General features: G+C 38.4%; 21 protein-coding genes and 1 pseudogene. 8 read left to right on the top strand and 14 right to left on the bottom strand.

What is annotated here, in order from left to right; all coding sequences use genetic code 11:
* Positions 1–28: 28 nt before the first annotated feature.
* Positions 29–853, bottom strand: a complete 825-nt coding sequence (locus tag J7E81_RS02625; RefSeq protein ID WP_215040583.1) for an electron transfer flavoprotein subunit beta/FixA family protein — start codon at positions 851–853, stop codon at positions 29–31.
* A gap of 503 nt (positions 854–1356) precedes the next feature.
* On the bottom strand, positions 1357–1599 hold the full coding sequence (locus J7E81_RS02620; protein ID WP_215040582.1) for an aspartyl-phosphate phosphatase Spo0E family protein: 243 nt from the start codon (positions 1597–1599) through the stop codon (positions 1357–1359).
* A 512-nt stretch (positions 1600–2111) separates the two neighbouring features.
* Here J7E81_RS02620 and J7E81_RS02615 point away from each other — a divergent pair.
* Positions 2112–2897 carry a carbon-nitrogen family hydrolase gene (locus tag J7E81_RS02615; protein WP_215040581.1) on the top strand — a complete coding sequence of 262 codons (786 nt, stop codon included), beginning with the start codon at positions 2112–2114 and terminating at the stop codon, positions 2895–2897.
* A gap of 53 nt (positions 2898–2950) precedes the next feature.
* On the opposite strand, the gene J7E81_RS31050 is transcribed toward J7E81_RS02615, so the two are convergent.
* The 3 genes from J7E81_RS31050 to J7E81_RS02600 all read right to left on the bottom strand — a co-directional run bounded on the left by J7E81_RS31050 (position 2951) and on the right by J7E81_RS02600 (position 7834).
* Complete coding sequence (locus tag J7E81_RS31050; protein WP_215040580.1) at positions 2951–4078, bottom strand: ATP-binding protein; 1128 nt, start codon at positions 4076–4078, stop codon at positions 2951–2953.
* Positions 4079–4526: 448 nt separating this feature from the next.
* A complete protein-coding gene (locus J7E81_RS02605) occupies positions 4527–6821 on the bottom strand; it encodes a thiamine pyrophosphate-dependent enzyme (RefSeq protein WP_215040579.1) in 2295 nt (764 codons plus the stop codon).
* Positions 6821–7834: a 2-oxoacid:acceptor oxidoreductase family protein gene (locus J7E81_RS02600; protein WP_215040578.1), complete on the bottom strand. Its 1014-nt coding sequence runs from the start codon at positions 7832–7834 to the stop codon at positions 6821–6823. Before J7E81_RS02600 ends, J7E81_RS02605 begins: the two co-directional genes overlap by 1 nt.
* A 347-nt stretch (positions 7835–8181) precedes the next feature.
* Here J7E81_RS02600 and J7E81_RS02595 point away from each other — a divergent pair, with 347 nt between their 5' ends.
* Positions 8182–9918: a B12-binding domain-containing radical SAM protein gene (locus tag J7E81_RS02595; RefSeq protein WP_215040577.1), complete on the top strand. Its 1737-nt coding sequence runs from the start codon at positions 8182–8184 to the stop codon at positions 9916–9918.
* 28 nt (positions 9919–9946) lie between these two features.
* On the opposite strand, the gene J7E81_RS30805 is transcribed toward J7E81_RS02595, so the two are convergent.
* Together J7E81_RS30805 and J7E81_RS02590 are read right to left on the bottom strand one after the other, a co-directional pair.
* Positions 9947–10075 (bottom strand): hypothetical protein, encoded by a 129-nt coding sequence (locus J7E81_RS30805; RefSeq protein ID WP_285291981.1) that lies wholly within the window; start codon positions 10073–10075, stop codon positions 9947–9949.
* The gene (locus J7E81_RS02590) at positions 10075–10236 is read right to left on the bottom strand and encodes a hypothetical protein (protein ID WP_215040576.1); all 162 of its coding nucleotides are present in this window, start codon (positions 10234–10236) and stop codon (positions 10075–10077) included. Before J7E81_RS02590 ends, J7E81_RS30805 begins: the two co-directional genes overlap by 1 nt.
* Before the next feature lie 132 nt (positions 10237–10368).
* Here J7E81_RS02590 and J7E81_RS02585 point away from each other — a divergent pair, with 132 nt between their 5' ends.
* Both J7E81_RS02585 and J7E81_RS02580 read left to right on the top strand, forming a co-directional pair.
* Complete coding sequence (locus tag J7E81_RS02585; RefSeq protein ID WP_215040575.1) at positions 10369–10722, top strand: DUF3905 domain-containing protein; 354 nt, start codon at positions 10369–10371, stop codon at positions 10720–10722.
* Positions 10723–10911: 189 nt separating this feature from the next.
* The gene (locus J7E81_RS02580) at positions 10912–11115 is read left to right on the top strand and encodes an alpha/beta-type small acid-soluble spore protein (RefSeq protein ID WP_215040574.1); all 204 of its coding nucleotides are present in this window, start codon (positions 10912–10914) and stop codon (positions 11113–11115) included.
* Between the two features lie 40 nt (positions 11116–11155).
* On the opposite strand, the gene J7E81_RS02575 is transcribed toward J7E81_RS02580, so the two are convergent.
* From J7E81_RS02575 to J7E81_RS02560, 4 genes are all read right to left on the bottom strand, one after another.
* Positions 11156–12262, bottom strand: coding sequence for an anti-sigma factor domain-containing protein (locus J7E81_RS02575; RefSeq protein WP_215040573.1), 1107 nt, complete (start codon positions 12260–12262; stop codon positions 11156–11158).
* Positions 12259–13005 carry an RNA polymerase sigma factor SigI gene (gene sigI, locus J7E81_RS02570; protein WP_215040572.1) on the bottom strand — a complete coding sequence of 249 codons (747 nt, stop codon included), beginning with the start codon at positions 13003–13005 and terminating at the stop codon, positions 12259–12261. The genes J7E81_RS02575 and sigI overlap by 4 nt, the downstream gene beginning before the upstream one ends.
* A gap of 364 nt (positions 13006–13369) precedes the next feature.
* A complete protein-coding gene (locus tag J7E81_RS02565) occupies positions 13370–13858 on the bottom strand; it encodes a hypothetical protein (RefSeq protein ID WP_215040571.1) in 489 nt (162 codons plus the stop codon).
* A gap of 177 nt (positions 13859–14035) precedes the next feature.
* Positions 14036–15616, bottom strand: a complete 1581-nt coding sequence (locus J7E81_RS02560) for a peptide chain release factor 3 (RefSeq protein WP_215040570.1) — start codon at positions 15614–15616, stop codon at positions 14036–14038.
* Between the two features lie 265 nt (positions 15617–15881).
* Here J7E81_RS02560 and J7E81_RS02555 point away from each other — a divergent pair, with 265 nt between their 5' ends.
* From J7E81_RS02555 to J7E81_RS02545, 3 genes are all read left to right on the top strand, one after another.
* The gene (locus J7E81_RS02555) at positions 15882–16142 is read left to right on the top strand and encodes a hypothetical protein (protein ID WP_215040569.1); all 261 of its coding nucleotides are present in this window, start codon (positions 15882–15884) and stop codon (positions 16140–16142) included.
* 144 nt (positions 16143–16286) lie between these two features.
* A complete protein-coding gene (locus J7E81_RS02550) occupies positions 16287–18014 on the top strand; it encodes an AAA family ATPase (protein WP_215040568.1) in 1728 nt (575 codons plus the stop codon).
* Between the two features lie 117 nt (positions 18015–18131).
* Positions 18132–18554, top strand: a complete 423-nt coding sequence (locus J7E81_RS02545; protein WP_215040567.1) for a YkvA family protein — start codon at positions 18132–18134, stop codon at positions 18552–18554.
* A gap of 51 nt (positions 18555–18605) precedes the next feature.
* On the opposite strand, the gene J7E81_RS02540 is transcribed toward J7E81_RS02545, so the two are convergent.
* Entirely contained in the window at positions 18606–18749 is a 144-nt protein-coding gene (locus tag J7E81_RS02540; protein WP_215040566.1) for a YjcZ family sporulation protein, read from the bottom strand.
* A gap of 20 nt (positions 18750–18769) precedes the next feature.
* Positions 18770–18874 carry a YjcZ family sporulation protein gene (locus J7E81_RS02535; protein WP_144562660.1) on the bottom strand — a complete coding sequence of 35 codons (105 nt, stop codon included), beginning with the start codon at positions 18872–18874 and terminating at the stop codon, positions 18770–18772.
* A 242-nt stretch (positions 18875–19116) separates the two neighbouring features.
* Here J7E81_RS02535 and J7E81_RS02530 point away from each other — a divergent pair, with 242 nt between their 5' ends.
* Complete coding sequence (locus J7E81_RS02530; protein ID WP_251028402.1) at positions 19117–19932, top strand: glycerophosphodiester phosphodiesterase; 816 nt, start codon at positions 19117–19119, stop codon at positions 19930–19932.
* A gap of 32 nt (positions 19933–19964) precedes the next feature.
* Here J7E81_RS02530 and J7E81_RS02525 read toward each other — a convergent pair.
* Positions 19965–20222, bottom strand: a pseudogene (locus J7E81_RS02525) (response regulator transcription factor); the annotation flags it as partial.
* Positions 20223–20256: the final 34 nt, after the last annotated feature.

Below are 20256 nucleotides of genomic sequence, written 5' to 3'. Positions count from 1 at the left end.
CCTCCCTAAAGCAGAAAAATAACTTTGATTATTTAGCTGACTGAATCGTAAATAGGTCCTTTTTATCTAATAAAACTTCCATGAGCTGTTTTACTTGCTCATGTGCTGACCCTTCTAGTCTTTTACCGCCTTCAGGACGTGGTGGTGTAAACATTTTACCTACAATCGTTGGTGATCCTTTTAAACCAAGCTGTGTCCGGTCAACATCTTCAAGATCGCTGACTGCCCAGATAATGGGTTCGTATCTTGCAGCTCTAATCATGTTAGGCATTGGTGAATATTCGATTTGATTTATTTCCTTTTCAACGGTCAACAGGCATGGAATCTCCGATTGAATTAATTCATAACCATTGGTTAATTTTCGTTTGATTAAAACGGTTTTTTCCTCTTGATTGACTTCTGCCACCTCAATTACATTTGTTACAGGCGGGATATCCATTCTTCTTGCTATCCCCGGTCCCACCTGACCAGTATCCCCATCTATGGCATGTTTTCCGCAAATCACCATATCAACAGGGAGTTCCTTTGCAATTCGTTCTAAAGCTTTTGATAATGCGTAACTGGTGGCTAATGTATCTGCCCCTGCGAAAGCACGATCTGTAATTAAATAACCTCTATCTGCCCCTATTTCAATACTTTTTTTAATAATTGCCGTTGCTTGCGGCGGCCCCATTGACAATACCGAAATGGTTCCGCCCGTTTTTTCCTTAATTTTGACAGCCTCTTGAACCGCATGGGCATCATAAGGATTCAAAATGGCTGGTGCACTTCGACGATCAAGTGTGTTTGTTTTTGGGTTAATTTTAATAATTTTTGTATCAGGTACTTGTTTGATACAAACGACAATGTGCATGTAGGACTTTCCCTCCTCCATATGAACTATACTATTTGAAAGCGTTTGCTTTCTTTGGTTATTAAAAATGCTTTTATTAACGATATATGTATCGCAACACAAGCATAGTACCAAACATACGAGTTTTTTCTTGTACCTTTTTTAAAAGTAAAATGATGGGTAAGAATAATGTGGATTCTAGGAAGTTTGTCGATTAACGGAATCATAGTGAAATACTAGATGTAGAAGATCGGGTTTGCTATGTTAGAATTTACAACAAAATGCTATTAATATAACTATATTAAATATGACGATATAAACAATGATAAAAATCACAGCTTGACACTATTATTGCAAATATTAGGTATCATAATTAGAATTTTTTTGGGGGATTTTAACTAGAGTTTTTAAAGGTCTTTTGAATATAAACGGGGTTTTTATTGACAAATAATTGAAGAAAAAAAGACACTGGAAGGCCTTCTGGTTGAAATGGTATATAATTAGTTACTGAAGACCTTCATATTTTAAACAAGAACCTTTGGCCAGATCATAATCATGTGTTTAAAAGCAAATTTTACTTCTTCATTTAATTTAGATGTTTGTCCGATCACTTTTTGATAGTGATTGATTAATTCATCTAGTTCCTGGCTGTATTTAATGGTTTGTTCACTTGTAAAACCGTGCCTATTTGCACTATTAATCATTAATTCTCTTTTCGCTTTTATCTTTTCAATCATTTCAGATTGATAATTACTATCCTCGTACAATTTTATCCTCCTACCTTACACACTTACTATAAACTACTCAAAAAGTAGACTACTTGAAGAATTATGACAAGAATTTTATTAAAAGTAAATACAATCGCAAAAGTAGACAAAACATTCTATTTCTTTCGTTTTTCGACATCTTTTTCTCTTTTTTTCGAATACAAACGACAAATACCTCCACAACCAGGTATGGAGAATAAAGTAGAGAAAAGTTAAATTTTTGGGGGCTTTTTTACTTTAAAGAGATATAATAAAATTTTTGCGGAATATTTTTTAGTACGATAGAACTAGGTTGAATTTACTTGTATAGTCTGAAATTGAAAGAAAATCTTTCAGACAGGCAAAAACCAGCCCTTAGGGGGAGTCACATCCCAGCCTATTGACTCAACTGCTTTATATTAAACTATTTAATGATAGAATTTAAAAGCCTATTGAATTTCCATCGATACATGGTATAACTTTTATAACGACTTGTAAAGTTAAAATTCAGAAAATTAATGAGGTGAAGGTTTTTGAAATTAAAAGTTTCCTGTCTCCAAATGGATATCGCCTTCGGTGATCCTGAAAAGAATTATCAAGCTGCTGAAAATCTAATTGAAAAAGCCATGGAGTCACATCCGGATATTATTGTCCTGCCGGAGCTTTGGACGACCGGATATGACCTTACCAGGTTAGCTGAAATAGCGGACCTAAAAGCCCAGCAAACGATTGCCTTCCTCCAGGCAGCTGCAAAGAAACATCAGGTCCATTTTGTGGGAGGGTCGGTTGCAAATCGAGTCGAAAAAGGAGTAAAGAATACCCTCCTCATTATTACAAAAGATGGCACTGTTACCCACCAATATGATAAACTTCATCTTTTTAAATTAATGGATGAACATCTATACCTTGAGGCAGGGGCTGAAAAAGGCTTATTCCAAGTGGATGGTCAATTGTTTGCAGGGGTCATTTGCTATGATATTCGCTTTCCTGAATGGATTCGTGCACATACATCAGAAGGCGCTGAAGCCCTTTTTGTGGTGGCGGAATGGCCGGCAGCACGGTTAGGGCATTGGCGTGCTCTCTTGATTGCCAGAGCCATTGAAAATCAATGCTATGTCATCGCTTGTAATAGGTCTGGCAGTGACCCAAATAACCAATTTGCCGGACATTCCCTCATTATTGATCCGTGGGGAGAAGTAGTGGCTGAAGCTGCAGAGCAGGAAGAGGTTCTCACTGCTGAGATTGATTTGGACCAAGTCAAAGAAATACGCAAACTTATTCCGATTTTTGAAGATAGAAAACCAACCTCATATCAATAAAATTTTTAAGAAAATAATTAAAAGCAATCGGAACGGTTACGTGGATTGCTTTTTTACATTATTTCTTTTTTATCTTTTAATTGAGAGGGCAGCTCGATATAAAACGTGGTACCTCTTCCTTCTACACTTTCGATTGTAATTTCACCTTGGTGATCTTTTATAATTCGATGACTAACCATTAACCCTAAGCCCGTTCCCTGTTCCTTTGTCGTAAAAAATGGTTCACCTAGCTTTTTTATTTTTTCTTTTGGAATTCCTGCCCCTTCATCTTGGATACTGATTTGAACGCGTTCTTCTTCCAACATCCTTGTAGTAATGGATACATTACCACCTAAAGGCATCACTTCAATTGCATTTTTGATAATATTGATAAATACCTTTTTTAATTGGTTCGGTTCACAGAATACAGGCGGCAGATGGCTTTCAATGTTTGTAATAAATTGAACATTATGAAGAACAGCTTGAGCAGATAGTAAATCGACTGTTTCCTTCAAAATCTGGTTAAGATTCTTTTCCTGAAATTTAGTAGCCTGCGGCTTCGCAAGAATCAAAAATTCATTTATAATCGAATCAATTCGGGACAGTTCCGAAGTGATTACCTGATAATACATCGGATGTTCTTTCGTGATAGTTTCCTCAAGCAGCTGAATAAAACCTTTTAGTGCCGTCATAGGATTACGAATTTCATGGGCAATTCCGGCCGCAAGTTCACCAATTACGCTCAGTGTATCTGATTTGCGGAGCTGCTCCTCTATTTCCATCTTTTCAGTTATATCTTTAAATACAGTAAAATTAATCCCGCTCAGGATATCAAGTTTTGAAGAACAGTCAAAATATCTAGTATTTCCTTCTTCATCCGTGAAAATCATCGTGGTACATGTTTGTCCTTTTTCAAGCACTTGTTCAATATGCCTCAAGATCTCTTGCTTACCATCTTTCAAAATGGTGTGCGGCTCATAGATCCGGTTACCTATCAAACGTTCTTTTGGTAGACCTATCATTTTTTCACCAAAACGATTTACATCAATAATACGGTGGTCGTTATCCCAAAGGAGGAGACCATCGATTGAATCTTCAAAAATACGTCTATATCTTTGTTCTCCGTCCTGAAAGTTGACTGTTTTATTCTGTTTATCACTATTACCAATAGGTAAAGTATCGTTTATGTCCTGCTTCTCCACGTTAGACACCCCGCGAAATCCTTTTTCACTCTCTACTATATTAAACCATATATTCTACATATATCGAGTAAAATCCTTTTTAGTCGACAAGCAAATTTTCCTATTCCAAACAGACTAACCCGACTTTTTGGAAATACAAAGAGGCTGACCCAAATGGTGATTGATGAATAATTTTGACACACTCTGTTGATTGGAGCGGAAGGCGCGAAGACTCCTCGAAAATGCTATCGCATTTCCTTCGTGCGTGGGCGGATTCGAAGATGAAAATTCAAAGTCCTGCGGGAGTACGGGGCTGGGGAGACCCCGCAGGAGCGAAGCGACGAGGAGGCTCCCCGTCCGTACCGCCCGCGGAAAGCGAAGTGCATAGAGCGGAAATCAACAGACTAGTTTAAAGTATAAGAAAGAAGGTGCCCTAAAAGTTATACTTTTGGGACACCTTCTTTGTATTTTATAAAAGTGGATTTTCGTGTTTTGCTTTGAGACGCAGCCATCTTTTTTCAACTTCCGCCTCAAACTCTTCTAAAATTGGAAGATTTTCTTCTTTTAAAAGATGTTTTGCTTTTCCCATATATTTTAACCAATCAGAAAGTGGAACCCGTTTGTTCTTTTCTTCTGGATTGTACGTAATAGTGGTTACACCTTGTTCAATCTCATAGAGTGGGAAGAAACAGGAATTCACAGCTTCTTCGACAATTTTTGTACCATAGCGGTCATCTGATTTCCAGTTTAATGGGCAAGCGATCAGCAGTTTTCCGTAGACTGGTCCAACATTCTGTGCATACCATTGTGCTTTTGCACCTTTTTTTACTAAGTCCTGCGGGAATGCTTCAGAACCTGTAAATACATATGGAATATTAGTTGCGGCCATGATTTGAGCAGTATCCTTATGGTGGAATGCTTTTCCGCGCTGTACTTTTCCAACCCCGGATGTACTTGTCATATGTCCAATTGGTGTAGAGTATGACATTTGCGACCCCGTATTCATATAACCTTCATTATCATACTCAAGCATAATTAGTTTATGCCCACGAAGAGCTGTTCCAATTGCCGAGCCCATTCCTATGTCCATACCACCGTCGCCTGTAATCATGACAAAGGTTGCCTCATCAGACACATTTATTTCACCGCGGCGTTTTAATTCCATGAATGCTTCAACAGTTCCAGACAGTGTAGCAGCACCGTTTTGGAACAAATTATGAATCATCGTTTGTTTATGGGATGTACTTGGATACCCAGTCGTTGTTACGTATGCACAGCCTGTTTGGAATAAAGTTACAATATCTCCCTCTATCCCCTTAAAGAATAACTCCAGGCCGGCAAAAATTCCACAGCCTGGACATGCACCATGTCCTGATGCGATGCGTTTTGGCTTACCTGTAAGCGCACGAAGCGGAGGAATTTTGACCTTTAATTTATTTGTTTCTTCATCCATTTTTACGTCAATCAAACCTGTTTTGTACACATCACCATGCTGAGGCAAAATCACAGGCTTAAGAATGTTTTCCGGGTTACCTGGAATATGTCCATAATAATCAAAAGGTTTTTCAGCATAGCCCTTTTCCATTGCCTCAATGGCCATATTAAAGAAATCCTGGGCATCATCCGCATAGAAGTCCTTCCCGCCAAGACCAAATACACGGCTTAACACAATGGTTTTGTTTTCCTTGTCATCTTGTAGAGCTGATTTCACTTCATGTGTAAGATTCGGCCCGTTGGCACCATAGGAATCTGCGCGCTCCCCAACTAATAGGGCTTTAACATTTTTTAGGGCTTCACGAATTTCTTTTGCCGGGAATGGGCGGATAATATTAGGGCTGATGACTCCAGCTTTAATTCCCTTATTACGAAGCTGATCAACTACATCTTTTGCTGACTCAGCAGCAGAATTCAATAAAAATAATGCAACTTCTGCATCTTCCATTCTATATAGATCGAGTACTTGATAATCTCTGCCGGATAGTTTCGCATAGTCAGCAGCTACTTCTTTGAATACTTCACCCGCATTGTAAATAGCTTCCGATTGTTGGTAATGGTTATTTATAAAATCGTCACCGCTCATATGAGCACCAATGGTAACAGGTTTGCTCAAATCTCGGACAAAGTTATAATCTGTTGGACATTCACCAACAAATTGTTGAACTACAGTTCGGTCCTTAAAGTATTCTACCCTGCGCTTTTGATGAGATGTGAAAAAACCATCATAGGCCACAATAACAGGTAAGCGGACTTTTGAATGTTCGGCAATTTTAAGTGCCATAATATTCATATCATAAACTGCTTGAGGTGTTTTTGCAGTCAAAATAACCCAGCCGGTATTTAAGGCATAATAAAGGTCTGAGTGGTCCCCACGAATATCTAGCGGTCCACTGACAGCACGAGTGACAAGATTCATAACCATTGGGTAGCGAGTACCTGATTGGACAGGCATTTGTTCAAGCATATAGAGGAAACCATTCGCACTAGTCGCATTAATGACACGTGCACCTGTCGCAGCGGCTCCGTAGCAAATACCTGCTGAACCATGCTCCCCATCCGCTGGAATCAATTTTATATCATGCTGGCCGCGTGTTTTCATTTGATCTAAAAATTGGGCAACCTCTGTAGAAGGTGTAATTGGGAAATATCCCATGATATGATAATTAATTTGGGCTGCAGCCGTTGCCGCCATTTCATTTCCTGATTCAAAGGTAGAAACTTGCTCTGCCACACCCTGCTTGGTTAATTTCTCTTCTAAAATCGCCATTATTGTACCCCTCCTGTAATATAAGGAAAGTTTTGCTTCACACGGTTTTCACCCGCATACCCCAAAATTTCACGAAGATCGCCTAATGCGTCTGTTGGACATGCTTCCACACACTTTAAGCAGCCCTTACAATATTGATAATCAATCCCTTTAAGGAACATTTGCTTTCTGCCGCGTTTATCTTCCCCTTCTTCCCAAACAAAACAAAAATCTGGACAAACATTATCACATGCTGCACAATTTATGCATTTGTCCTGTTTGAATTCAGGCAGGAAGCCTTGCCTTGATCCACTTAAATCTTTTAAAATACTATTTGCCTGAGAAACCATCACTCCGCCCAGTTCTTGTGTCAAAAACCCAAGTGGTGGAAGCGGACGTGTAAAGGATTTTCCTTCAGCACCTTCTGGCACTTCGTAGATTTTAAATAGAACTTCATTATAGCCGCGGTCAAATGTCCTGATATTCGGTTCAACAAGGTGGGGATATTTTTTCGTAAAAGTTTTCCGAATCATATCTCTCATTGATTCGGGATTTAGGAAATCACAAATTCGATATAAAGCGCCAAGCATGGCTGTATTTACCTTCGTTTTCTCCTCTAATGCGATCGTTAAGGCATCGACAATCGCAAGTGAGCCATATTCTAAATGCAAATCTTTTTTTACGTCATCGAATTCTCTTGCTGTATTAACTAAAACAATACCATCGGCAGCCAAACCGCTTACCACATTTACCGTTTTATATAAGGCTTCATGGAAAACTCCTACAATATGAGGCTGCTCAATTGGACTATGGTCCCTAATCTCAACATCAGGATCACAAAAACGGATAAAGCTCTTTACAGGTGAACCCTTCTTTTCGGACCCATAGGATGAAAAATTCGAGCCTCTTAACCCAAGACTTAAGACCCCTGCCTCGGCTAACATTTTCCCTGCCAGGTTTGCTCCCAGGCCGCCAATTGATTCCAAACGGACTTCAAAAAATCCAAGTTCATTCTTTTTCGGTAAAATAGACATAATGTCCCTCCCCATTTCGTTCCAAAAATTACGAAATAATCTATTAATCACTTTTCCCTTCCATTATTGTAGGACAATTAGAAAGTTTAAGCTGTGATAAAAGTCAAACATCTGCCATAAATTTTTGGAACACTTTATTTATTTCTTTTAAAACATTATTAGCTCAGACTTTAAAACGCTTGCTCAATTATATAACAGATTAAATTCTGTGGTATAACAGCATAAATCTTTCCGATACAATCCCTAGGGATATTACTAGTTGGACGATTTAAAGTTTGGCTAATACTCTTTTGGTCAAAAATAGGCTATAATTATTATTTGGTCATAATTTATAAAGGAGCTTTCACATGAATGTAATTTGTTCCACACTGAATGCTAAGTTTATTCATACCAATCTTGCCATTCGATATTTAAAGGCCTATGCCGCCCCAGAACTCCCCATTAAGTTAAAAGAATATACTATTAAAGATCCGGTCCTAAATATTGTGTCGGACCTTTATCAAGCAAAACCGGACGTCATCGGTTTTAGCTGCTATATTTGGAACATAGAGGAAACACTCAAAGTAGTTAATATGCTTAAAAAGGTTGATCCTTCGATTTTAATTGTTTTAGGGGGACCCGAGGTAACCTACGATACAGTCGAATGGATGGAAAAATACCCTGATGTGGATTTTATTGTAATTGGGGAAGGAGAACAAACCTTTAAACAGCTTCTCCATGAAATCAGTGGCGCCAAAGATTATCAAAAGGTTCATGGTATTGCTTATAGGGGAAATGGAGAAGTAAAAATAACCCCTCAAATGAATAAGCTAGATCTTAAAGAATTACCATCACCTTATCGTTTTCCTGAGGATATTGCCGATTTAGGAAAGCGCGTCACTTATGTTGAGACAAGCAGAGGCTGTCCATTTAGCTGTCAATTCTGCCTCTCTTCCATCGAGGTCGGGGTTAGATATTTTGATCGTGAAAAAATAAAAGCTGACATTCGCTATCTTATGGACCATGGTGCTAAAACCATTAAGTTTGTGGATCGTACATTCAATATCAGCAGAAGCTACGCATTAGAAATGTTCCGTTTCCTTATTGATGAACATCTGCCTGGAACCGTTTTTCAATTTGAAATAACGGCAGATATTATGCGTCCGGAGGTCATTGAATTTTTAAATCAAGAAGCCCCAAAAGGACTTTTTCGATTTGAAATTGGCGTTCAGTCTACCAATGACTACACGAATGAGCTGGTAAGACGAAAACAAAATTTTGAAAAGCTAACAAGAACCGTCACAATGGTCAAAGAAGGACGCAAAATTGACCAACATCTTGATTTGATTGCCGGGCTTCCTGAAGAAGATTATTCATCCTTCCGAAAAACATTCAATGATGTATTCGAAATGAGACCGGAAGAATTACAATTAGGATTTTTAAAAATGCTGAGGGGGACTGGGGTTCGTCTTCGCGCTGACGAACATCGCTATGTATATATGGACCATTCACCATATGAAATATTAAGTAATAATGTCCTATCGTTTGATGATATCGTTAGAATTAAACAGGTGGAGGACGTATTAGAGAAATATTGGAATGACCATCGAATGGATTATACGGTTGAATATCTTGTCAACCATGTATTTCCATCCCCTTTTGACTTTTTCCAAGAGTTTGGTTCTTACTGGGACAATAAAGGATGGTCGCGAATTGGTCATCAACTAGAGGACTTATTTCGGAGATTATACTCATTTTTAAAGGAGCGCTCCGTAGATGACCTAGAAATTATTGGAGGATTAATGAAGTACGATTATTTAAGAAATCACAAATACAAGCCTAGAAAGCCTTGGTGGGAGGCCTCTTTGGATAAGGGTGAGCGGTCCCAGCTTTATAAACAAATAATGGACAATCCAGCCATGCTGGGAGATCATTTTAGCCAACTGCAGCTTGATGAAAAGGATTTATATAAGCATACACTGCTTGAGGAGTTAAGCTTTGATTTAGGTGAGTATTTAACAACTGGTCACTTGAAACGTAAAACAGGCTACCTATTAGTATTCTTCGATCCAAGCAATGACCAAACCCTAACATTTCCCTTATAATTTCTTAAATAAGCCGGGAGCCCCCGGCTTATTTATTTTTTCCAATTTTCTTCAAATGCTTTTTCGTTTCATAAAGCTTAACCCCATTTACCTCACCTATTTCAACACTGAATTCTTCCATAGGTTTGGGGCTTAGATTGTGATTCTCCTTAACCATTAGCTTCTACCTTTTTTACCTTGTTTCGAATTACGATTTTGGAACCGAATGGCATTATTGTTATCTGTAAACTCTGCAGAAAATTCACTTTCCTGAACATTTTTATGAGGGGTTTTCGAATATTTTTCCACTGCATTAAATTCTGCTTTACGTTTCGCCATTTAACATCCTCCCAAAGATATGATAGTACATCTTTAGTTTGAGCAAAGTGCCAAGGTTCATTCCTTTCCTTATTTTTCTTAAATAAAATTGATGTTCAAACAGAAAATAAAAGAAAAAGGAGTGAACAGAACATGAAAAAATCAAATCATAAACAGTCCTCCGAAAAAGTAACGATTGATGAAACCATGCCTCATCAAATAAATGCCCCAAGTTTCGAAGGGACAGGCATTAAAATGGAGGTCCCCTTTGTAAATGAATTTGGAGTGACCATTGGTGACAGTTTATACGCTTCAGAGAACTCTCCGTTAGAAAATTGGTCTGAGGAAACAGACCCTGCAATAATGTCTGGAGACGAGTGGGTTCATCCGACAAATGACATCGGTTGGAATACATCTGAAAATCGTGAACTGCTTGACAGCAAAAGAAAACCACAAGCCTACCCCTTTATGCATCCGACAAAGGATGTTAGTAAAGGGTCTGATTAATGAAATTATCCAAATCCGAAAAACATTACCACTTATAGAAATTTAAAAGGGTATAGATACTATGAATACAGAGGACATACCTCCTCTGAATCCTAATTGTACCAACTGCGTACACCTCATAGGTGGCGACGAGGCTTAAAAAGTTAACAAGGAAAGTCTCAACTTTCATAAGACAAAGGAGTGTCAATGATGGCAAATAACAGTAATAAATTGTTAGTGCCTGGAATCGAGCAGTACTTGGACCAGGTGAAATATGAAATTGCCCAAGAATTTGGAGTTCAATTAGGCTCTGATACCGTTTCAAGAGCAAATGGTTCTGTGGGTGGAGAAATCACCAAAAGATTAGTCCAACAAGCACAAGCTCAATTATCCGGGCAAAATAATAACCAATAATTGAATAAATATGGAAAAAAGTCCGGTTTAGACCGGACTTTTATTTATGATTATGATTATTATTCTTATTTGGCTCTTTTTGATTTGGCTTCTTTTCATGGTTATTAGGATTGGGAGCTTTCCCATGGGCATTCGATTGATTCTTTGCGAAAGAATGCGGCTGTTGTTTTGGCTGTTGTTTCATTTCTTGTTTGACCTGTTGGTTATTATTTCGCTGCTCTTGTTTCAATTGATTTTCTGCTTTTTTTAGTTGTCCTGGCGGGACTGTCTTTCCCACTGATGCATTTGAATTAATAGCCTTTTTCTGTATAGGTGCTGCTGGATTCTCATTATTAATCTTCTTTTGCTGTCCCGGTGGATTTACAACATTTGGTGATAAGGGAAATGTGTTAAGCTTCTGGTTCTCATTCTTGTGGTTCTCATTCTTCTGGTTCTCATATCTCTTCTTCTGTTTTTCCTTTTGGCGGAGGCTGGATTGATATTTATTCTCTTGATATTTCCCGGTGGTAATCCCTAGATTGTGGGCCTTATTACGATCTTCCTGGGTTGCGTTTAACACGGTCAACTCTAGCTCTTTCTTACCCGCGGACGCTTTAATCTCATCTATATTCTTTTGCAGTTCCTTTTCAGATTGCTCATCCTGCTCTCTCGCACGAACAGTTGCAATTATTACCTCCTGGTTATTTTCTAACTGACCCGCTTGTTTCATCTCTTCTAAAATAGATTGAGTAATTTCCGAAACATCCTTTTTCTTCCAATCATTCAGTTTTGAAATAACCTCTTGCCCTTCTTTATTGAACCCTGCTAATTTTACAACTTGCATCTTCTTATTTACACCAAGTTCAATACTCGAGTTTGCATCGATTGACATATAAGCGTATGCTTTATTATTATTCTGATGGAGCGGAAGGAAGGAACCAAGTAAGATTAAAAGGGCAGCCATTACGGCCCATACACTTCTCGCTTTAAACATTTTCCTTAATAATAAAAATGATTCCCTTGCTTGAAAAGTAGTAATCGGAAAGAAATGTATTTCCTCCCCAATCGTATAGAGTTGATCTTGTTTTTTGGTCCTTAGGAACTCACCCTCGGGGGTTAAAAGTGTTAAGAAAGCATCGTCTATTTCCATGATAATTCCTTTTTTCATATATCCAGGACCCCCTTTATATAATTCTTCATATACACATAATCATTAGATAAAATAAGTGCCACGGCAATGATATATTTTCGATTCCGCTCAATCGTTTTTCGGCTGACATTTACCATTGTCTCTAACTGTTTGATAGGAAGACGTTTTTTTTCCAGTAATATTTCTTTTAACTCTGGATTGGCAACAAGCACTTTCGCTGTTTGAATAGCACTTATTCGGGCATCCGTATGCTTTGGTGAATTTTCCACTAAGTCACTAAAACTTAAACCAAAAGAGGTCAGCACTTTTTGGAAATGAAGTATTTCTTCTTTCCTTAATTGGTCATCATTCTGTTTATGAAATTCATCAAGGGAAAGTTCATTGACAATCACCGTTCCCGGTGATTCTTCCTCTTGTAATGGATTGGTGATATCGATACTAACATGTTGATCTTTCGTTTGTTTACGAATATAGTCAATTACTCTTCTCTTTATAATGACTTCGGAAAAACTCAATAACGAGCTTCCCCGGTCTGGGGAAAATTTTTCGATTGCTTCATTAAATGCGATAAGTCCAATGCTAAATTCATCATCGGATTCATAAATATAACGTCTGCAAACAGAAGAAACGGTTTTAGCAATAAAGGGCTTATAGGAATCAATTAAGTAATTCAGCAGTTCTTGGTCACCATTCTGGATTAATAGAACAGTCTCTTCCAAAGTTCTTTTTTTCTTCTTGGTCTTAAACAATAAACTTAGCATGCGCTCACCTCTATTCGTCCCATTATAACATATATATAGTTACTTAAGACTTTGTAGAAATAAGCAGTCATGTATAGAAAACCCCAAGTACAGCAGGCTTCTTTACGTTTATTGTTTAGGTTTTTTATTATTACTGTTCTCCTCTCATTATCAATCTTTTCCCAAGAACTTTATGCACGCATTTTACTACATAGGTACGTTTCTATAAGAACTATTTCTGGGGGTTGGAAAATAAAAATTTTTCCCAATCAGAAAAACATATTCACCTATTGTGGTTCGAGGGAGTGCTTAAAGTGCTTTTCGGGCTGCAACCTGGACCTAAACGCTCCAGATATAAAAAAAAACTTTAAATCAAATAATTGATTTAAAGCTTTTCATTCGCTCTATTGGGACTTTTATCCCTTACTTTTAAAATTCTTTTTATCCCGCCGCCTACAAGTAAACCTGGGATGAGGAATAGCATTGGTAAAAAAATAGGTCCTGGATGTATGTCAAAAAAAGTGACCTTTGGAGAGACCATTAATCCGACTGTTACAAAGTAAGCCCCGAATACAAAAGGCAAATAAGAATACTTTTCCTCCGCTGGCATTGCAAATCGATAGGCATCCCACATCGAAAACATGTAAATACAAGGATAAAACATAAGCCATTGATAATTTACCAACATCTCAGCCTGTTCTATTTCACCTAAAAAGCTGTGCATAATGGCCCGATTAAAATGACTATTTACATTCATAATAAACTCTAAAACAACAAATAAGACCCCTTTTATATACTGCCCTGTTAATAATTGGCTGAAACCAGGGAAGGCAATATTCCAGAGAACTGCTTCCAATCTGCTCATTTTTTTCATTATTCTATCCCGTTTCATTATGGCATTTAAGAAGAAAAACTTCTCCACTTAGCTTAACCATTCCTATGCCAAATTAACGAGGATACACTGAATATTTTCCAATAAATTTCCATTTTATGTAAAGGCACTGTTTAATGAAAAAAAACAGCGGATGCCTCCGCTGTTTTGCTAACTGAACTATTCGTTTTGGTCCATTGGGTTATAAAGTTTAACATCTGGATTTTTTTCCTGGAACCATCTTAACGCAAAATCATTTTCAAATAAAAAGACATAATGATCATATCTGTCTTTTACCAGCAAACTTCTCGAACTCGATAGGTTTTCATCGACAGTCTCATTTTCAACCCACCTGGCAATTTTTGAACCCATACGCTCCATTAATACCTCGGCATTGTATTCATTTCTCATCCTATGTTCGAATACTTCAAACTGAAGCTGACCAACCGCACCTAATAAATATTCTTCCATCCTAACTGTCTTAAAGAGCTGAATGGCCCCTTCCTGAACAAGCTGTTGAATACCTTTATAGAAGGATTTTTGCTTCATCACGTTTTTAGCAGAAACCCTTACATATAATTCAGGTGTAAACTGCGGCAGCCGCTCGTATTGAAAATCATTTTTACCAGTCGTTAAGGTATCGCCAATTTGATAAGTCCCTGTATCATACAATCCGATAATATCTCCACTAACAGCTTCTTCGACTGTATTTCGTTCTTCTGCCATAAAAGATGTCGACTGAGAAAGCTTTAATTGTTTTCCTAAGCGTGGTATATTAACCGTCATTCCACGTTCGAACTTACCTGAACAAACACGCACAAAGGCAATCCGGTCGCGGTGAGCAGGATTCATATTCGCTTGGATTTTAAACACAAACCCCGAAAATTGATCTCCTAATGGATCAATTTCACCTATGGATGAATTACGCGCTTTGGGCGGCGGAGCAAATTGCAGATAAGACTCTAAGAAAGTCTGAACACCGAAATTTGTTAAGGCACTTCCGAAGAAAACAGGAATTAGATTCCCCTCCGCAATTCTTTCTGCTGAGAACTCATTACCAGCTTCATTAAGCAGTAGAATTTCCTCTAGAGTTTGATCATATAGACCGGAATCTTTTATCGGGTGCTCTCCAACAATTTCTCCTTCGTCATTTAGTGGAATAAACCTCTCCTCATCACTTACACGGAATTGTTCAACCCGCTTATGGAAACGGTCATAAATGCCTAGGAATTCCTTTCCCATTCCGATTGGCCAATTCATTGGATAGGATTCAATTCCAAGAACTTCTTCTAGTTCGGCAAGAAGTTCAAGCGGTGCTTTCCCTTGGCGGTCAAGCTTATTCATAAACGTAAATATTGGAATACCGCGCATGCGGCATACTTTAAAAAGTTTTAGGGTTTGTTCTTCAATCCCCTTTGCTGAGTCAATGATCATTACTGCACTGTCAACAGCCATCAAAGTTCTGTACGTATCTTCACTGAAATCTTGATGTCCAGGTGTATCAAGAATGTTAACCCTGAATCCATCATAATCAAATTGCATTACACTGGAGGTAACGGAAATCCCACGTTGTTTCTCGATTTCCATCCAGTCACTTGTAGCAAATTTTCCTGTTTTTTTTGCTTTAACAGTACCAGCGTCTCTAATAGCTCCACCAAATAATAGTAATTTTTCAGTTAATGTTGTTTTACCGGCATCCGGGTGGGATATAATCGCAAATGTCCGGCGTGACAATACTTCTTCTTTAAAATTGTTACCCATCTTGTCTTCCTCTCTTTGACAAAGAAGTCATCATACTTCCTTTAAATAAGGCCCCTTCAAACCTGCGGGGAAGGAACCGATTTCGCTAATTTCGGCCATGTGTACCAATTTTAGCGTGAAATTTTTATCCATAACTTCAATCTTATCTCGCAAAGGCCAACTTTGCAATATTTCAGATGGTTTACTTAAGATTTTTCTTTTATGATGGAGGCGAAAGGAATATAATGGAGATAATGAAAAATATTTATTTTCCTCAGGAGGAACTATGGAAAATCAGCCAGTTGATCAGAAAACCTTAAGCTTATTACACAAAGCTTTCGAAATCGTACTTCAACAAAATAATATCTCCTATCATAAAATTGGCATTGCCGAAGAAGGGGATCAATTATTATTTTTGTATGAGACAAAAGAAGAAAAGGTTCATGTTTTTAAATGGAGTAAGGCAGCATCTGTCGGAATGAGCATTGGCACTTTGGCCCAAACTGTGCTTACGCCCATCATTCCACAACTCCGCTTATTATCCTAACGTTATACACACGATCCAGCTTTCAGGATGGTGTGCTTTTTATCGGCAATTAACTATTTCCTTTCTTCCATTGATTCCCATATCCATTTTTCTGGAAATAGCTTTATAATAATTATATTACTCTATTGGAGGAGATGAAGAGAGTTGAATAAAAGTAAAAAGATAGTTTCAAAGTTTATTCCGCTGATTACAGCGTTCATAATAGTCATTTCAGGTATAATTTGGTACATTCAAACAACTCATAAGGAAATCGCGATTCCTTTCTCTTCTGTCGAGAAAACGATTCAAGCGCAAAATGGAAAGGCCGTTACGCTCACTGAACAAGCGGACGGCAGCCTGTATATGAAAGCAGGCGGTAACGAATATGTATCCCATATCCCTCCAAACAGTCAAGTGATCGAGAAACTTGTTGAAAAGTACAATATTAATTACACCTATACAACCGGCAGCCGATACGGTAAGTGGATGCTGGGCGGAGTAATTGTTTTACTTGCCGGTGCTGCTGTTGCCCTGCAAAAAACAAAGGGCGGCTTTGGCCTAGGTAACTCGATGAAAAATAGTGTCGCCAAGTCACGCCCTCTTCCTTCTATCAGTTTAGACGATGTTGGAGGAATTGGAGCTGAAATGAAAGAGGAAATACTTCAGACTTTATCCACTATAAAAGAACCTGAACGGGCGCTTAAACTTGGAATAAAGCCCCCGAAAGGAATTCTTTTATATGGACCCCCTGGGACTGGTAAAACACTATTAGCTCAAGCCATGGCGCGGGAAATAGATGCAGCCTTCTTCTCTGCAAGTGGGTCAGCATTCAATGAGCTTTTTGTTGGCGTTGGCGCGAGCCGGGTTCGCTCTCTTTTTCAAGCAGCCCGCAAACAAGCACCCGCAGTAATCTTTATTGATGAAGTAGACGCACTAGCGGGCAAGCGTAAGGCTCATGGAGGCGAAGAAGCAGAGAAAACCTTAACTGAACTGCTTGTTCAGCTTGATGGCGGCCATTCTAACGAAGGTATTTTATTTATAGCAGCTACCAATAGAAAAGATATGCTGGATGAAGCCTTCCTTCGTCCTGGACGTATTGATTTCTCGTTCCATGTATCCCTTCCAGATACAAAAGGAAGAAGAGAAATTATCGAGATTCATACGAATGGAAAGGCGCTTGGAAAAGATGTGTTTGCATCCCTTGATGATTTAGCAGAAAGTACCTCTGGATTCTCCGGTGCTGAGCTGCAGTCTCTTTTTGAAACAGCCTCAAGACGTGCGGTAAGAAATGGCCATGAGGTAATTACGAAGCAAGACCTTGATTACGCACTTGACCGGACAATATTAGGCAGTACCTCTCGTTCCTTACAGGATCTGGACACAAAACGAAGGGTGGCCATCCATGAAGCGGGACATGCAATTGTTGCATCCTTAACAAAACCTGGTTCCGTTCGAAAAGCAACGATTATACCTCGTGGTGAGGCTCTTGGTTATGTAGCACCGATTCCAAAAGAATTGCATTTATCAACAACTAGTGACTTGCTTGACCGTGTCGCAATGGTCTTAGCTGGTGGTGTGGCTGAGAGAATGTTTCTTGGTGAACATAGCATCGGTGTGAGCGGTGACGTTCAGCAGGCAAAACATTTGATTGAGCAAATGGTCGACATTGGAATGCTTGAAGATGGGTTTACATTAACGTTTAACAAGCAAGATAAGGAAATCAAAATGCAGGAATTATTTGCAAAAGGTTTAGAAATAGCAGAAACCTTGATTAGGAACCATCAACCACAGTATCAACAATTAGTCGAAGCATTATTAAAAAAAGAAACATTAGAAGGAACGGAAGTAGAAACCATCGTGACAGGTCTAACAAACGATGCTGTTATTGCATAAAAGTACCAGGTGCACATTCTGCACCTGGTTTTGTTTTTTTATTGTGGGGTAAATATCTAATGAATTTTAATTTTAGTGGTAAACTAAGTTTGAATTCCGTTAAAGGAAGTGAACCCTATGTACAGCGATGATAAATTAATCGAAAAAGAGCACCATAAATACATTCACAATGCTAAAGAATTTATTGGAAATCCCCAAAAGATAAAAGATTTACTTCATAAGGTGATCGAAAAAGCAACTGAACGAAAAGGCTATCTAGGGGATGCTTGGGATAAACTGCAGTTATTTGTTGATTTAGTAAAAGCCTACTCTAAAGGTGAATATAAGAATGTTCAACCAAGTACCATCGTGACCGTAATTGGTGCTCTGCTCTATTTTATTTCCCCAATTGATTTAGTTCCTGATTTTATAATTGGTCTTGGACTCTTTGATGACGCTGCTGTTATTGGTTTTACACTAAATAAACTAGCCAAAGAACTTGATCAATTTCAGCAATGGAAAAGCACTAATTCGATTCCACTCGAAAACCCGCTTGATTAACCAAGCGGGTTGACTAATTAGATATTTTAAGTAGGACGCTTTAACTTTCATCTACCATCTAAAGCAAGCAGCACCTACAATAATTAATAAGATAAATAAAACGACGATTAATGCAAAGCCGCCGCCAAAACCATATCCACCGCCGTATCCACAGCCACAGCCGCCGCCATAGCCGAATCCACCGTATCCAAACATTTTATTTCCTCCCTTCTAACTTAATAGAAACCGCAACCCCAAGAAGCTCCAATTATAATTAATAAAATGAATAATACGACTAGCAGGGCAAATCCGCCGCCATAGCCACCTACTGCACCAGACATTTACATTACCTCCTTTATCGATTTCCATATATCCTATTCACCTAGATATCAATGTGCGATAGACACAATCCATATTAGGCTTTTCTCAATAAAAAGAATAAGCCCATTCTTAGCTCCCACCATATGATCACAAGCTATATTTTTCCAACAACTTAACTGCAGACACGTAGCCAGATACCCAGTTGACAAATTGTTTAGTTTTTCTTACCATGTTCACAATAAGGCGATGGAGGTAAATCTTATTGACATTTACTACAGCCATTTGGAGATGGGTCAATTTATTGTTAACTCGAAAAAGAATGAGAATTAGAAATGCTTTTGATAATCGTTCTCCTTTAAAAATTGGCCATAGAGGAGCAGCCGGATACTGCCCTGAAAATACTTTTGTTTCTTTTCATAAAGCACTGCAACTGGGTGTGGATTTCATTGAAATGGATGTTCAGATGACAAAAGATGGCCAGTTGGTGGTCATTCATGACCCAACGGTTAATCGAACAACAAACGGGAAAGGAAAAGTGAAGGATTTTACATTAAAAGAAATTCAAGCACTAGATGCAGGCAGCTGGTTTGACCCTAAATTTGGTGGTGAAAAGATCCCTTCATTATCTGAATTTCTAGACGAGTTTGGAGGTAAAGTTGGGATATTGCTGGAGATCAAAAATCCCTCTCTTTACCCTGGAATTGAGGAAAAAATTGCGGATGAGCTTTTACACAGAGGACTTACAAGCGCAGAAGGGTCTCAAGTGATCGTTCAATCTTTTGATCAAAACTCATTAAAAAAATTTCACCAACTAATTCCTTCCATCCAACTAGGAGTCTTACTAAAGAGGGTCACCGGTAAAGGAATTTCGAACCAAGAATTGGTTTCCTTCTTAAGTTTCGCTTCCTATGTCAATCCGAAAATCACCATGGTAAACAAACGGCTGATTAGAAGAATTCACCAGCATGGCTTTAAAACGCTGGTATGGACAATAAGAAAAAGAAAAGAAGTAAATCTATTGATGCAATTTCATATTGAAGGGGTCATTAGTGACTACCCCGATTTTTTAAATCACTAAAAGGGCATCTCCCTAATGAGAGCTGCCCTTGTTTAATCGATAATCCCCATCCGAATGGCTTTGACCGCCACTTCAGTTCTATTTTGAGCATTAAGTCTTCTCATAATATTTGATATGTAATCCCTAACGGTAAACTCACTTAAATAAAGCTTCAAGGCTGCCTCGGCTGTGGATGCACCATCGGCTAAAAGCTTATTGATTTCGGTCTCCCTTGGGGACAAGGAAACAGCTTCTCCTATAGGCAAATCCCTCTTTTTGATCTCAGCTACAATAAATTTAGATAGTAGTTCACTTGGGAACAGATTCTAAATACTATAAAACCAT

This window comes from Bacillus sp. ISL-18 (assembly GCF_018613415.1).
In the GTDB taxonomy this organism is placed as follows: domain Bacteria; phylum Bacillota; class Bacilli; order Bacillales; family Cytobacillaceae; genus Neobacillus.
The sequence above is the reverse complement of the archived record's forward strand: the minus strand, read 5'-3'. Positions and strand labels throughout refer to the sequence as shown.